At 59.5% G+C, this 12,921-nt stretch carries 11 protein-coding genes; 2 read left to right on the plus strand and 9 right to left on the minus strand.

The window, feature by feature from the left end:
- Position 1 precedes the first annotated feature (1 nt).
- From ACYZTS_RS07080 to ACYZTS_RS07115, 8 genes are all read right to left on the minus strand, one after another.
- A complete protein-coding gene (locus tag ACYZTS_RS07080) occupies positions 2-805 on the minus strand; it encodes an ABC transporter ATP-binding protein (RefSeq protein ID WP_461994979.1) in 804 nt (267 codons plus the stop codon).
- A complete protein-coding gene (locus tag ACYZTS_RS07085) occupies positions 802-1,950 on the minus strand; it encodes an ABC transporter permease (protein ID WP_461994981.1) in 1,149 nt (382 codons plus the stop codon). The genes ACYZTS_RS07080 and ACYZTS_RS07085 overlap by 4 nt, the downstream gene beginning before the upstream one ends.
- Positions 1,951-1,992: 42 nt before the next feature.
- A complete protein-coding gene (locus ACYZTS_RS07090; RefSeq protein WP_461994983.1) occupies positions 1,993-3,033 on the minus strand; it encodes a DUF5924 family protein in 1,041 nt (346 codons plus the stop codon).
- 237 nt (positions 3,034-3,270) lie between these two features.
- Complete coding sequence (locus tag ACYZTS_RS07095) at positions 3,271-4,647, minus strand: M16 family metallopeptidase (protein ID WP_461994985.1); 1,377 nt, start codon at positions 4,645-4,647, stop codon at positions 3,271-3,273.
- A gap of 152 nt (positions 4,648-4,799) precedes the next feature.
- The gene (locus ACYZTS_RS07100; RefSeq protein WP_461994987.1) at positions 4,800-6,458 is read right to left on the minus strand and encodes a Na/Pi cotransporter family protein; all 1,659 of its coding nucleotides are present in this window, start codon (positions 6,456-6,458) and stop codon (positions 4,800-4,802) included.
- Positions 6,459-6,804: 346 nt separating this feature from the next.
- Positions 6,805-7,572 carry a TerC family protein gene (locus tag ACYZTS_RS07105; protein WP_028620359.1) on the minus strand — a complete coding sequence of 256 codons (768 nt, stop codon included), beginning with the start codon at positions 7,570-7,572 and terminating at the stop codon, positions 6,805-6,807.
- An 85-nt stretch (positions 7,573-7,657) separates the two neighbouring features.
- A complete protein-coding gene (locus ACYZTS_RS07110; RefSeq protein ID WP_028620358.1) occupies positions 7,658-8,965 on the minus strand; it encodes a CitMHS family transporter in 1,308 nt (435 codons plus the stop codon).
- 301 nt (positions 8,966-9,266) lie between these two features.
- Entirely contained in the window at positions 9,267-9,593 is a 327-nt protein-coding gene (locus ACYZTS_RS07115) for a DOPA 4,5-dioxygenase family protein (RefSeq protein ID WP_461994990.1), read from the minus strand.
- An 83-nt stretch (positions 9,594-9,676) separates the two neighbouring features.
- On the opposite strand from ACYZTS_RS07115, the gene ACYZTS_RS07120 reads away from it, so the two are divergent.
- Positions 9,677-10,336: an NAD(P)-dependent oxidoreductase gene (locus tag ACYZTS_RS07120; RefSeq protein ID WP_028620357.1), complete on the plus strand. Its 660-nt coding sequence runs from the start codon at positions 9,677-9,679 to the stop codon at positions 10,334-10,336.
- A 1-nt stretch (position 10,337) separates the two neighbouring features.
- On the opposite strand, the gene ACYZTS_RS07125 is transcribed toward ACYZTS_RS07120, so the two are convergent.
- A complete protein-coding gene (locus tag ACYZTS_RS07125) occupies positions 10,338-11,288 on the minus strand; it encodes a choline sulfate utilization transcriptional regulator (protein ID WP_461994992.1) in 951 nt (316 codons plus the stop codon).
- 114 nt (positions 11,289-11,402) lie between these two features.
- On the opposite strand from ACYZTS_RS07125, the gene betC reads away from it, so the two are divergent.
- Positions 11,403-12,917 carry a choline-sulfatase gene (betC, locus tag ACYZTS_RS07130; RefSeq protein ID WP_461994994.1) on the plus strand — a complete coding sequence of 505 codons (1,515 nt, stop codon included), beginning with the start codon at positions 11,403-11,405 and terminating at the stop codon, positions 12,915-12,917.
- Positions 12,918-12,921: the final 4 nt, after the last annotated feature.

The following is a 12,921-nucleotide window of genomic DNA, read 5'->3' on the forward strand; positions in this document are numbered from 1 at the left end:
GTCAGACCTCGTTGAGCTGTTGGGCGGCGGTAAGCGCCGCGCGGCCGCGAGGGCCATGGAAGTATTCGTGAATCCACGGATCGTCGGTTTCCGAGACCACATCGATGGCGTCCGCCACCAGCACTTTTTTCTGCGCCAGCACCGCCACACGGTCGGTGATGGTGTAAAGCGTGTCGAGGTCGTGAGTGACCAGAAACACACTCAGGCCCAACGCATCACGCAGGGTCAGGATCAGTTGATCGAACGCCGCCGCGCCAATCGGATCGAGGCCAGCGGTAGGTTCATCAAGAAACAGAATATCCGGGTCTAGCGCCAAGGCCCGGGCCAGCGCCGCGCGCTTGATCATGCCGCCGGACAGCGACGCCGGGTATTTATCGGCCGCCGACAGGGGCAAACCCGCGAGGGCCAGTTTCACCGCAGCCAGATGCTCGGCATCCTCGCGGCTAAGGCCGGCGTGCTCGATCAAGGGCAGGGCGACGTTCTCGGTGACCGTCAGCGAAGAAAACAGCGCGCCTTTCTGGAACAGCACGCCAAAACGCCGTTCGACCAGTGAGCGTTCGTGCTCGGAGAGCGTCGGCAGGTTTTTGCCCAAGACCTTGACCACGCCTTCACTCGGCTGGCGCAAGCCGACGATGCTGCGCAGCAATACCGATTTGCCGCTGCCGGACCCGCCAACCACCGCAAGGATCTCGCCTTTGTACAAGTCCAGGTCAAGGTTCTCGTGCACGCTCTGGCTGCCGAAACGGTTGCACAGCCCACGCACTTCGATCACCGCCTCGCAGGGCGCTCGGGATTGACGACTCACCAGCCCATCTCCATGAAAAACAGCGCGGCAATGGCGTCCAGGATGATCACCACAAAAATAGACTGCACCACACTCGACGTGGTGTGTGCGCCAACAGACTCGGCGCTGCCGCTGACTTTAAAGCCTTCCAGGCAACCGATCGCGGCGATCAGAAAAGCAAAAATCGGTGCTTTGACCATGCCCACCAGAAAATGCTGAACGCCGATGTCCGATTGCAGCAGCGAGAGGAACATCGCCGGCGAGATATCCAGCGACACCGCGCACACCACGCCACCGCCAATGATCCCCGAGAGCATCGCCAGAAAGGTCAGCATCGGCAGCGCCACCAGCAACGCCAACACACGCGGCACTACCAGCAGCTCCATCGGATCGAGGCCGAGGGTGCGGATGGCGTCGATTTCTTCATTGGCTTTCATCGAGCCAATCTGCGCGGTGAACGCACTGGCAGTACGTCCGGCCATGAGGATGGCGGTGAGCAGCACGGCGAACTCGCGCAGGAAGGAAAACGCTACCAGGTCCACGGTGAAGATCGTCGCACCGAAACCGGCCAGCACCGTCGCACCGAGAAATGCCACCACAGCACCCACCAGAAAAGTGAGGAGGGCGACGATGGGGGCGGCGTCGAGGCCGGTCTGCTCAATGTGCGCGACCATCGGCGTCAGGCGCCAGCGTTTTGGACGAAACAAGCCGCGAGCGATGGTTTCCATGATCAGACCGACGAAACCGAGCAGTTGCAAGGTGTCTTGCCAGACGGCATCGACTGCGCGGCCAATGCGCGTCAGCAGTTGAATGCCAACGTTGATTTCCGGCTCTTTGATCGGCACGCAGAAATCGGTCATCGAGCAATACACCGTCTGCAACAACGCACGGTCGGCGGCCGACAACGTGCAGTCCGGGTGCTCGGCGGATTTACCAAGGCGCTCGGAACCGAGCAACTCCACCAACAGCGATGCGCCGGCGGTATCGAGCGCGCCGAGGCCATTGAGGTCGATGTGGGTGCTGCCGGTGTATTGGCCGTGGAGCTTTTCGCTCAGGCTTTTCAGAGCCGCGTAATGGGCGAGCGTCCAGTCACCCGTAATCCGCAATTGCGCGGGAGTGTTGGTGGTGTCCAGTCGGGCATCGCCGGCCATTGGGCTGCTGATCATAAGCTCCGTGCTTGCGTGGCTGTTGCGCAGGGTTAGGTAATATCACGAACCGGCCGACTTTTCTTTGACCGGTGTGCTGTCCTTGATCTTGAAGCGCAGTACGCCGATCAGTTGGCCATCTTCGGTCAACACCCGAACCTGCCACTTGCCTGCCGGGTTGCCGGGGAAATTGCGCTTGTGGGTCCAGGCGCGATAGCCCTCCTTGCGCCCGCCGCGGATATCCAGCGCAATGCGGTCGACCTCTTTGCCGTTGAATTGCCAGACGTGATAAATCCGCTCGTCGAGGCCACGCGGGGCGTTGATCGCGGTGTAGGCGTACAGGCCGTCGCCGCTAATCTGTTCGGCGCTGACCTCGTCCAGACTCTTGCCGGGCGTGCGGTCCTGCATTTGGGTGCTGATCGCAACATCAGTCATCCACAACGTCGCTGGCGGCACCCACGAACGCAAGACCCAACCGACGCCGCCAATGCCCACCGTGATGCAGAGAATCGCCACGGCGTTACGCACCGTGCGAATCGGAAAGATCGACGCCAGGCTGGGAAACGACAGCAGCACGGAAATGCCCAGTGCCAGTTTGAAACTCTGGGAAGTGGTCAGGTGCAGGATGACGGGCAGGGCGGTGAGCAGGGCGGCAAACAGGGTCAGCGTGTGCAACGCCAAAAACGCCCAACGCCTCGGCGCGAGCCATTTGTAGTAAATCGGGTCGATGATGGAAATCAGTGCCGCGAGGCAGAGCATGCCGGTGAAGAAAAACTGTCCGCTGTTCCAGGTAGTGGTGATGAAGAAGAACGGCAGGACGAAAAACAGGCTTTCCTGGTGGATCATTTGCGTGCCGTAACGCAGTAAAGGCTGAGGGATTTCGCGTTTGAAAATTTTCGCGAACAGCCGGGTCATGCTGTTTTCCAGCATCAGCCAGATCCAGCTGATCAGCATGATGACGGCGATCCAGGACGCCAGCCCTTGCTGGCGATCGACCAGCATGAAACTGCCGACCCCGGAGATGAATCCGCCGAGCGCAATGACGCCTGGGTAGCGCTTCATCAACTCCAGAATGCGCTGTAGGTACACGTTCATTGTCTGCATTCGGCGATTCACAAATAGTCGTAGGGAAAATCCTCGCCAGAGTACCGCCCGGTGGGGCGGCGTGGCGAGGGGATACGTCTGCTACCAATCCGCTCCTGTGGCGAGGGAGCTTGCTCCCGCTGGGCGCGATGCGCCCCAAAACCGACGCGTCCTATCCAGGCAGAAAAAAGCGATTTTCGGGTATTGAGGGGCGCTTCGCACCCCAGCGGGAGCAAGCTCCCTCGCCACAGGAAACGGTTACTTTCTGCGATAAACACGCCAACTCAACAACACCAGCACGACCAGCGCCAGGCTCCCGGCAACCGCCCAGACAAACTGATCGTCACTCATCAGTGGCTTCTCGACTCGCAGGTAACCGGGCTGCTTGAGCAATTCACGCATGGCCTCGTTGGCCTCGGCCAGCGTCACGCCCTTGAGCTCTCTGGCAGGGTCGGCGAAACGGCCGTCCTGATAATTTCCCAAAGCGCTCCAATAGTAATCGGCCAGCGCGCTGTTGCCTTGAACCGCCCAGGCCTGACGGGCGATGGCAGCCTGCTTGAGACGGTCGAAGGTTTCGGCATTCAAGCCGTCCTTGAGCAGCTCGGCCTTCAACTGTTCCAGCACCTGTTCGGCCTGGGGCACGTCGTCGCGCTCCAGGTCAGCGTTGAGGCTCATGAAGCCGACCCCGCCGAACAGTTCGCGCTCGGCGGAAGGCCCGTAGGACAAACCATGGCTCAGGCGAAGCTGTCGATAGAGCGCCCAATCCAGATAGTCCTTGAGCAAATCGAAGGTTTGATCGTGCTGATTTTCCAGCACCGGTTCCGGCACCAACCAATGCAATTTGGCGCTTCCGCCGACCAGACCGTGGCTCAGCGTACGCTCATGCGCCGCGCTGGCATTGATCTCCGGCAGTGGCGGGTGATCGGTGGGGTCTACGGGTTCCAGTGCGCCCCAGGCCCGCTCCAGATAAGCCGGTAGCAAGCGCTCAAGGTCACCGACGATAATCAGGGTCATGTTGTTGGGTGCATACCAGGCCGCGCGCACGGTTTCGAGTTGCTCTTGGGTGAGGTGGTCGACCTCGGCGCGCTCCGGGCATTTCAGGCCGAGCTCAATTGCCAGCTGATTGCTGGCCGTGTGCCCGAGGTCCTGGCGATCGAGCCAACGCTGCAAGTGCGTGTAGTGACCCCCTTCCTCACGCTCAACCACTTGTTTGGCGGCGTTGATAGCGTTGTCATCGATGCGTGTCTGGGTCAGCAGCGCGAGGAGAAGGTCGAGGACTTTGCGCTGGTTTTTCGCCGGTGCTTCAATCACGAAGGTGGTGTCGGCGTTGCTGGTGAAAGCGTTCCATTCACCGCCCAGCGCTTGCATGCGCTCCTCCAGACCGCCTTCGCCCGCCGCATCTATGCCGCTGAACAGCAGATGTTCAAGCAGGTGCGGCAGCTCTTTTTCGTTGCAGGCGAAATCATCCATGCCAACGCCGACCACCAGGCGGATCGCCACATGCCCACGCTCCGTGCCCGGTTTGAGCAGCAACTGCAGGCCGTTGGGCAGCGTGTAACCTTCGACCTGAAAACGATCCAGGGCGAACGCGGGGAGTGAGCCAAGCAATAGACAGGCGAGCAACAGACAACGCATAGCGAGCTTCCATACGACTGATTGGAGATCCGTGTCGCTTTCCGGGCAACCATCGCGAGCAAGCTTGCTCCTACCTGTAAGGTGCGGGGCGAGCTTGCTCGGATGATCTTGAACCGGAACCAAAGTTACTGACTAACCCTGCCGCCAGTCGTTCAAGGCGAATGCGTGATGTCGGCCAAATCATCCGCCGCCAGCGCGCCGGTGTCGGACGTTTCCAGCACCACATAGGCACTGCTGCAGAACAATGAATTGAGGCGCTTCATGTCGGCGATCAGCTCCAGGTGCAGCGAACTGGTCTCGATGCTTTGCACGATCTTGCGTTGCAGGCGACTGACATGCGCGTGGGCCAAGCGGCGTTCCTGCGCGCGAAACCGGCGTTTCTCGCGCAACAACTGGCGGGCGCCTTCCTTGTCGGCGCTGAGAAATACCGACAACCCCAGTCGCAAGTTGGCGATCAACTGGCTGTGCAGTCCCGCCAGCTCTTCCAGCCCGACTTCAGAAAACGACCGTCGCTGCGAGGTCTTTTGCTGCTGCACTTTACGCAGCATGCGTTCGATCAGGTCACTGGCGAGTTTGAGGTTGATCGCCAGCTCGATGGTTTCCGCCCAGCGCCGGCTGTCGTGATCGCTGAGGTCTTCCCTTGGCATTTGCGCCAGATACAGCTTGATCGCGCTGTAAAGCGATTCGACGTCATCAGTCAGGCAGCGCACTTGCTGGGTGACGGCAGTCTGTTTGCCGCTCAACACGTCGAGCATGGCTTCGAGCATGTTGTCGATCAGGTCACCGATGCGCAACGTTTCCCGAGCCGCATTGGCCAGTGCCAGGCTTGGCGTGACCAGCGCCGTCGGGTCGAGATGACGGGGTTTGGCGGTGCCATTGGTTTCCGGTCGCTGCGGCAGCAACCAGGCGCACAGCCTGGCCATCGGACCGACGCTGGGCAGCAGGATCAGGCACCGCGCGGTGTTGTAGAGCAGGTGAAAACCGATGACCATTTCCTGCGGGCTGTAGTCCAGGCCGTCGATCCAGTGCGCCAGCGGGTCGAGCACCGGAATGATCAACAGCAGGCCGATCAGTTTGTACAGCAGACTGCCCAGCGCAACCTGGCGCCCGGCGGCGTTCTGCATGCTGGTGCTCATGAACGCCAGGATGCCGCTGCCGATGTTGGCGCCGATCACCAGACCGATCGCCACTGGCAAGCTGATCACCGCCGCACCCGCCAGCGTTGCGGTCAGCAGGACGGCGGCGAGGCTGGAGTAGGAAATCATCGCGAACAGCGCGCCGACCAAGGCATCGAGAAGAATGTCACCGGTTAGCGAAGCGAAAATCACCTTCACGCCTTGGGCCTGAGTGATCGGTGCCGCCGCTTCAACAATCAGCTGCAGCGCCAGGATGATCAGACCCAGACCAATACTGACGCGGCCCATCTGGCCAAGACGGGTCTGCTTGCGCGACAGAAAGAAAATAACTCCGAGGAAGATTAGCAGCGGCGACAACCACGACAGATCTAGGGTCAGCACCCGCGCCATCAGCGCGGTACCCACGTCGGCCCCCAGCATGGTCGCCAGCGCCGGAGTCAGCGCCATCAGGCCTTGACCGACGAAGGACGTAACGAGCATGGCGGTAGCGTTGCTGCTCTGCACCATCGCGGTCACGATGATCCCGGCAAGGAACGCCAACCCGCGTTTGGACATATTCTGGCCAATCACATGGCGCAAATTGGAACCATAAACCCGCAGGATGCCGGTTCGGACGATGTGCGTGCCCCAGATCAACAGAGCCACGGCAGATAACAGATTGAGCAGGGTGAGCATAAAGGCCCCCTGGGGTGGCAGCGTCCCATAGGGACAAGTTGACGGTGCCGCGCGACGATCTACGTTGGTTTACTTAAGCTGTAGTTGGCTAACGGTCTGCGCGCCAGCATCGCATAGCTAAAGAAGTGATTGAAACAAAAGCGTCATGAAAGCAATTTCGATGCAAAAACGAACAAAGGGCCCGAAGGCCCTTGTGTTTTGTGGCGAGGGAGCTTGCTCCCGCTCGGTTGCGAAGCAAGCGCAAAACAGACGTCCGCGATTTTATTGATAATCGCAGGCGCCTGTTTCAGGGCCGCTTCGCGGCCAGGGAGCAAGCTCCCTCGCCACAGGGGTTCCAGTGAAAGCATTACTGCCCAGGAACATCCTTGCGCAGTTTCACCGGATCCTGCTGTTTGCGCTTCTTGGCCATTGCGGTGCGCATTTTGATGTTGATGGCTTCCACCGCCAGCGAGAACGCCATGGCGAAATACACGTAGCCTTTTGGCAAGTGAACTTCGAAGGACTCGGCGATCAACACGGTGCCCACCAGCAACAGGAACGACAGTGCCAGCATCTTCAGCGACGGGTGCTTGTCGATGAATGCGCTGATGGTGCCCGCCGCGAGCATCATTACCAGTACCGCGACTACAATCGCCGCGACCATGACCGGTACATGCGACACCATGCCCACGGCAGTGATTACCGAGTCCAGCGAGAACACGATGTCGATGATCGCGATCTGGATGATGGTGTAGAGGAAGTTGCCGCCCTTGACGCTCGGCTCATCGTGAGTCTCATCCTCACCTTCCAGCGCATGGTACATCTCCTGCGAACTTTTCCAGAGCAGGAACAGGCCACCGAAGAACAGGATCAGGTCTCGCCCGGAAATGCCCTGGCCGAACATTTCGAACAGGTCGGCGGTAAGGCGCATGACCCAGGTGATCGACAGCAGCAACAGAATCCGCGTGATCATGGCCAGGGCCAGGCCAAAAATCCTGGTGCGCTGCTGCATGTGCTTGGGCATGCGGCTGACCAGGATCGAAATCATGATGATGTTATCGATACCCAGGACGATTTCCAGGGCGGTCAGTGTCAAGAAGGCAACCCAGATCTCAGGGTTGGTCAGCCATTCCATGTGTATTCCTTTGAGCGATTGTTAAACCACGAAGGGTCCCGACTTCAAACCACAAAGCCTGGACCCGACGTGATGAGTCTTGGGCTTATAGAGTGCTGAACAGCGGAAAAATCCCCATCAGCAATGCGGCGACCAGTATGCACAGGCAAACCAGCACTGCCCACTTCAGCGTGAAGCGCTGATGATCGCCGAAGTCGATCCCGGCCAGCGCCACCAACAGATAAGTCGATGGTACCAGCGGGCTCAACAAGTGGACGGGTTGACCGACGATCGAGGCACGTGCCATTTCCACCGCGGTTATACCGTAATGACTGGCTGCTTCGGCAAGTACCGGTAACACGCCGTAATAAAATGCATCATTCGACATGAAAAACGTGAAGGGCATGCTCACCAGTGCGGTGATCACGGCCAGGTATGGCCCGAGGAAGTCCGGAATCACCGCCAGCAGGCTCTTCGACATCGCGTCGACCATGCCGGTGCCGGAGAGGATACCGGTGAAAATCCCGGCGGCGAAGATCAACCCGACCACCGCCAGCACGCTGCCGGAGTGGGCGGCGATGCGGTCCTTCTGCATCTGCAGGCACGGGTAGTTGACGATCATGGCGATACTGAAAGCCACCATGAACAGCACCGGCAGCGGCAACAGACCGGCCACCAGCGTGCACATCAACACCAGCGTGAGGGCGGCGTTGAACCAGATCAGCTTCGGACGGCGGGCATCCGGAAACTGCGAAACGCTGATTTCGCTGTGATCAATCTCATCGCCCACCAGGTGCAGCTCACCCAGACGTGCGCGTTCACGCATGCCGTAGAAGTAGGCGATCGCCAGAATGGCCACCACACCCGCCAGCATGGCCGGCACCATCGGCACGAAAATGTCCGAAGGGTCGACATGCAGCGCGCTGGCGGCACGCGCGGTCGGGCCGCCCCACGGCGTCATGTTCATCACGCCGCCGGCGAGGATGATCAGGCCGGCCATGATCCGCGGGCTCATGCCGATGCGGCTGTACAGCGGCAACATGGCGGCGACGCAGATCATATAGGTGGTCGCGCCGTCACCGTCGAGGGAGACGACTAGAGCCAGCACGGCGGTGCCGATCGACACTTTCAGCGGGTCGCCCTTGACCAGTTTGAGGATCTTGCGCACCGCCGGGTCGAACAGGCCGGAGTCGATCATCAAGGCGAAGTAGAGGATGGCGAACATCAGCATCACGCCGGTCGGCGCCAGCTTGGTAATGCCTTCGAGCATCATCGGACCGATCTTCGGCGCAAAACCACCGAACAGCGCAAACACAATCGGGATGATGATCAGAGCGATCAGCGCGGACAGGCGCTTGGTCATGATCAGGAACATGAACGTGATGACCATGGCGAAGCCAAGGAAAGTCAGCATGGGAATACTCCAGGCGTAGCGCGGCTAGGGAATGAGCGAACCGGGTGAGGTCAGCGCAGAACGGGAAGCACGAAACGTACGGACGGAGTGACAGCGAAGCGGCGGGTTGCGAAGGACATCAGGATCACCATTGTTGTTGTTAAATGGGCCGTGCGAGTCAGAAAAACCTGGCATTGGCCACCGGTCTGTTGCCGGCAGTGAGGGCGATCCTAATCGCGCAAGCTTTCACCGACCTTTCGCCGATGAAAGCATTGACCGGAAGTACAACCGGTCGTCGGACGGGCACGGCGGGGTTTGTTGATCAAAAACTAGACAGATTCAGCGGGCGCATGGCGCCCATCCAGATCGCATGCTCGGTGTGGTCGAGCAAATCGTTGCCGGTGTCTGGGTGCAGAAATATCACCAGGCCGTTGCGATTGAGCGCCAGCCACGGCAGCACGTCGCCGATTGCATTCGGTTCGAAAGCCAATTGACAGCTCCAGTCGGGATGCGGCCCAACCGGGCGCTCATGCACTCGCCCCATTTTCACCGGGAACAACTGCACCGCCTGCTCACACAAGGCGCGCGCCTGATCGATAGTGCCGGCGTTGAAATAGACGTGAGCGTGATAGCCCTTGATCGCTTGCATCGGGTAACCCTCCAAATCTTCGAACCCTCAACGATGCGCGCAGGTCACACGCCATATACGCATAACAAGAGGGGACCTCAGCCATGAAAAATGCAGAAACCCAGGTGGTGAAAGTGGTGCTCTATGGTGCCATGAGTAGCCTGGGCAGTGCGCTGATGGCTGAAATGCTGCGACGTCAGCATGAAGTGATCGCGATTCTCGATGACCTGACCGCACTCGCGCCGCGTCCCGGCTTGCGCGCCAAGACCGGGGATCTGTTTGACGCCGAGCGGGTCAAGCAAAGCGTCGCGGGTTGTTCGGCAGTGGTGTGCCTGCTGGACGCTCCGGGGCTACCGTTTAATAGCGAGCATGTGGAAAAAGTGGTTCCAGGCCCGGTAGAGCAAGTCCTGGCCGTAGATGCATTGATCGATGGCATGCAGGCTGCCGGCATCGCCAGATTGTTTGTGGTAGGGGATTTCGAACTGTTGGACGACCCCGAAATCGAGGACCGGTTGCAGCGTCACGCCGCCGAAGAAATCCGTGAAGCCCTGGAAAGCAGTGGCCTGCAGTGGACCTTGGTGAATGCGCCGCGCGGAGTTGCCGGGCTGACGATTGAGCATTTCAGCCACGTCAGCAGCAGCCTGGAGCCTGGATTGAAAGAACCGCTCGAGCGCTTGAACCGTGTAGCGGTGGGGATTGCCGATGAGCTGCACCTCAATCTGCATGTAGGTGAGCATGTGAATTTTGTGGCTGCCTCGTCTTGATTCAAACCGCAACCGACGGCAGCGGCAGGCCATTCAACGACTGCGCGCTGCTTGCCTGCTCGGCCATCAACCAATCCAGGAATGTCTGAATTAATTCCCCGCGCCGCTTACGCTGCGGCAGCACCACGTAATAACCCAATCGCGAAATGACCGCGTCAGTAACCGGTCGACACAACAGACCTTGGGCCAATAAGTTATCCACAAGGTGCCGCCAACCGATTGCCACGCCCTGACCGCCGATCGCGGCTTGAATCAGCAAGGTGTAATTGTCGAAACGTAATTGCCCGGGCGCTGGCGCTGAAGTGATGCCCAACTCACGAAACACGCCGCTCCAATCGAACCAGTTGCTGCTGTTTTCCCCGCGCAAGTGCAGCAGCGGCAAATCCAGCAAAGCTTTGGCAGGCAAGGGCAGAGGGCGGTCTTTCACCAGCAGTGGGCTGCACACCGGGAACACTTCCTCGCTGAACAGCCAATGACTCTCGCCCTGCTTGAAGCGCCCATCACCAAACAGCACCGCCACGTCGATATCGGTGCGCAACATGTTATGGCTGCGCTCACTGGTCACCAGGCTGACGTCCACCTGCGGATGTGCGGCATGGAAACGGTGCAAACGAGGCATCAGCCAATAGGCGGCGAAGGCGAAATCGGTGGCGACTTGCAGGACTTCATGCTGTTGCTGCGCGCTGATCGCATTTAAACCTGCGTCGATGTTCTGCAATCCGAGCTGAACCTGCTCGAAAAGGATCGTTCCCGCTTCGGTCAGCTCAATGCCTCGATAGATCCGATCAAACAATCGCGCCCCGAGTTGGTCCTCCAGCCGTTTGATCTGCTGGCTGATCGCCGGTTGCGTAGTGCCAAGCTCGACCGCCGCCGCCGTAAAGCTGCGCTGCCGGGCCGCTGCCTCAAAGGCGCGGAGCAAATCCAGCGACAAATCTCCCAACGCGTCATACATAAGCTGTGCTTATCCTAGTCATTGCCTGACATGGGCTTTACCACAAAGTATATGGACTCCATGCTCGGTCGCAGCACTCTCGCATAAATATTCACTATGGAATGCCGCGATCACATGAAGCGCAAAAATATTCTTTTCATCATGGCCGATCAAATGGCCGCGCCAATGTTGCCGTTCTACGGCCCTTCGCCTATCAAACTGCCCAATCTCAGCCGCCTCGCCGCCGAAGGTGTGGTGTTCGACGCCGCTTATTGCAACAGCCCATTGTGCGCGCCTTCGCGCTTTACCTTGGTCAGCGGTCAGCTGCCGAGCAAAATTGGCGCCTACGACAACGCCGCCGACTTTCCTGCCGACGTGCCGACGTATGCACATTACCTGCGGCGCCTCGGTTACCGCACCGCGCTGTCGGGCAAGATGCACTTCTGCGGTCCGGACCAATTGCACGGTTATGAAGAGCGCCTGACCAGCGATATCTACCCGGCCGACTATGGCTGGTCGGTGAATTGGGACGAGCCCGATGTGCGCCCGACCTGGTTTCACAACATGTCGTCGGTGTTGCAGGCCGGTCCCTGCGTGCGCACCAATCAGCTGGATTTCGATGAAGAAGTGGTGTTCAAGGCCCAGCAATATCTGTTCGACCATATTCGCGAAGACGGCGATCAGCCGTTTTGCCTCACGGTATCGATGACTCACCCGCACGATCCGTACACGATTCCCAAGCCTTTCTGGGATATGTACGACGACGCCGACATTCCGATGCCTGAAACGCCGGCCCAGGCCGACCTCGATCCACACTCGCAGCGTCTGCTCAAAGTTTACGACTTGTGGGACAAGTCGCTGCCTGTGGATAAGATCCGCGATGCCCGCCGCGCCTACTTCGGCGCGTGCAGCTATATCGACAGCAACGTTGGCAAACTCCTTCAAACGCTCGAGGATACAGGCCTGATTGATGACACCATCATCGTCTTCTCCGGTGATCACGGCGATATGCTCGGCGAGCGTGGGCTCTGGTACAAAATGCATTGGTTCGAGATGGCCGCACGCGTGCCGCTGCTGATCAGTGCACCGGGACAATTCGGCGCCGGCCGAGTGAGTGCTGCCGTCTCGACCGCGGATCTGTTGCCTACGTTCGTCGAACTGGCCGGCGGTTCGCTGGAGCCCGGCCTGCCGCTGGATGGCCGATCGCTGGTCTCGCATCTGCAAGGTCAGGGCGGCCACGATGAGGTGTTCGGCGAGTACATGGCCGAAGGCACCATCAGCCCGCTGATGATGATTCGCCGTGGTGCTTACAAATTCATCTACAGCGAAGACGACCCTTGCCTACTCTTTGATGTGCACAACGACCCGCGCGAACAGGAAGAACTGAGCCAGTCGCCGCAGCATCGCCCATTGTTCGAAGAGTTTCTGGCCGAAGCACGGGCCAAATGGGATATCCCGGCGATTCATCAACAGGTGCTCGCCAGCCAGCGTCGCCGGCGTTTCGTCGCCGAGGCACTGACGGTCGGCAAGCTGAAGAGCTGGGATCACCAGCCGCTGGTGGACGCCAGTCAGCAATACATGCGCAACCACATCGATCTGGATGATCTGGAGCGCAAAGCACGTTATCCACAACCCTGCCAAAACCAATAATGTT

The sequence above is a fragment of the Pseudomonas sp. TMB3-21 genome (assembly GCF_054898145.1).

Coding starts and splice junctions, on each gene's coding strand:
- ACYZTS_RS07090 (WP_461994983.1), bottom strand. CDS start 3,033: ATGCAGACAATGAACGTGTACCTACAGCGCATTCTGGAGTTGATGAAG.
- ACYZTS_RS07110 (WP_028620358.1), bottom strand. CDS start 8,965: ATGCTGACTTTCCTTGGCTTCGCCATGGTCATCACGTTCATGTTCCTG.
- ACYZTS_RS07100 (WP_461994987.1), bottom strand. CDS start 6,458: ATGCTCACCCTGCTCAATCTGTTATCTGCCGTGGCTCTGTTGATCTGG.
- ACYZTS_RS07120 (WP_028620357.1), top strand. CDS start 9,677: ATGAAAAATGCAGAAACCCAGGTGGTGAAAGTGGTGCTCTATGGTGCC.
- ACYZTS_RS07085 (WP_461994981.1), bottom strand. CDS start 1,950: ATGATCAGCAGCCCAATGGCCGGCGATGCCCGACTGGACACCACCAAC.
- ACYZTS_RS07115 (WP_461994990.1), bottom strand. CDS start 9,593: ATGCAAGCGATCAAGGGCTATCACGCTCACGTCTATTTCAACGCCGGC.
- ACYZTS_RS07105 (WP_028620359.1), bottom strand. CDS start 7,572: ATGGAATGGCTGACCAACCCTGAGATCTGGGTTGCCTTCTTGACACTG.
- ACYZTS_RS07095 (WP_461994985.1), bottom strand. CDS start 4,647: ATGCGTTGTCTGTTGCTCGCCTGTCTATTGCTTGGCTCACTCCCCGCG.
- betC (WP_461994994.1), top strand. CDS start 11,403: ATGAAGCGCAAAAATATTCTTTTCATCATGGCCGATCAAATGGCCGCG.
- ACYZTS_RS07125 (WP_461994992.1), bottom strand. CDS start 11,288: ATGTATGACGCGTTGGGAGATTTGTCGCTGGATTTGCTCCGCGCCTTT.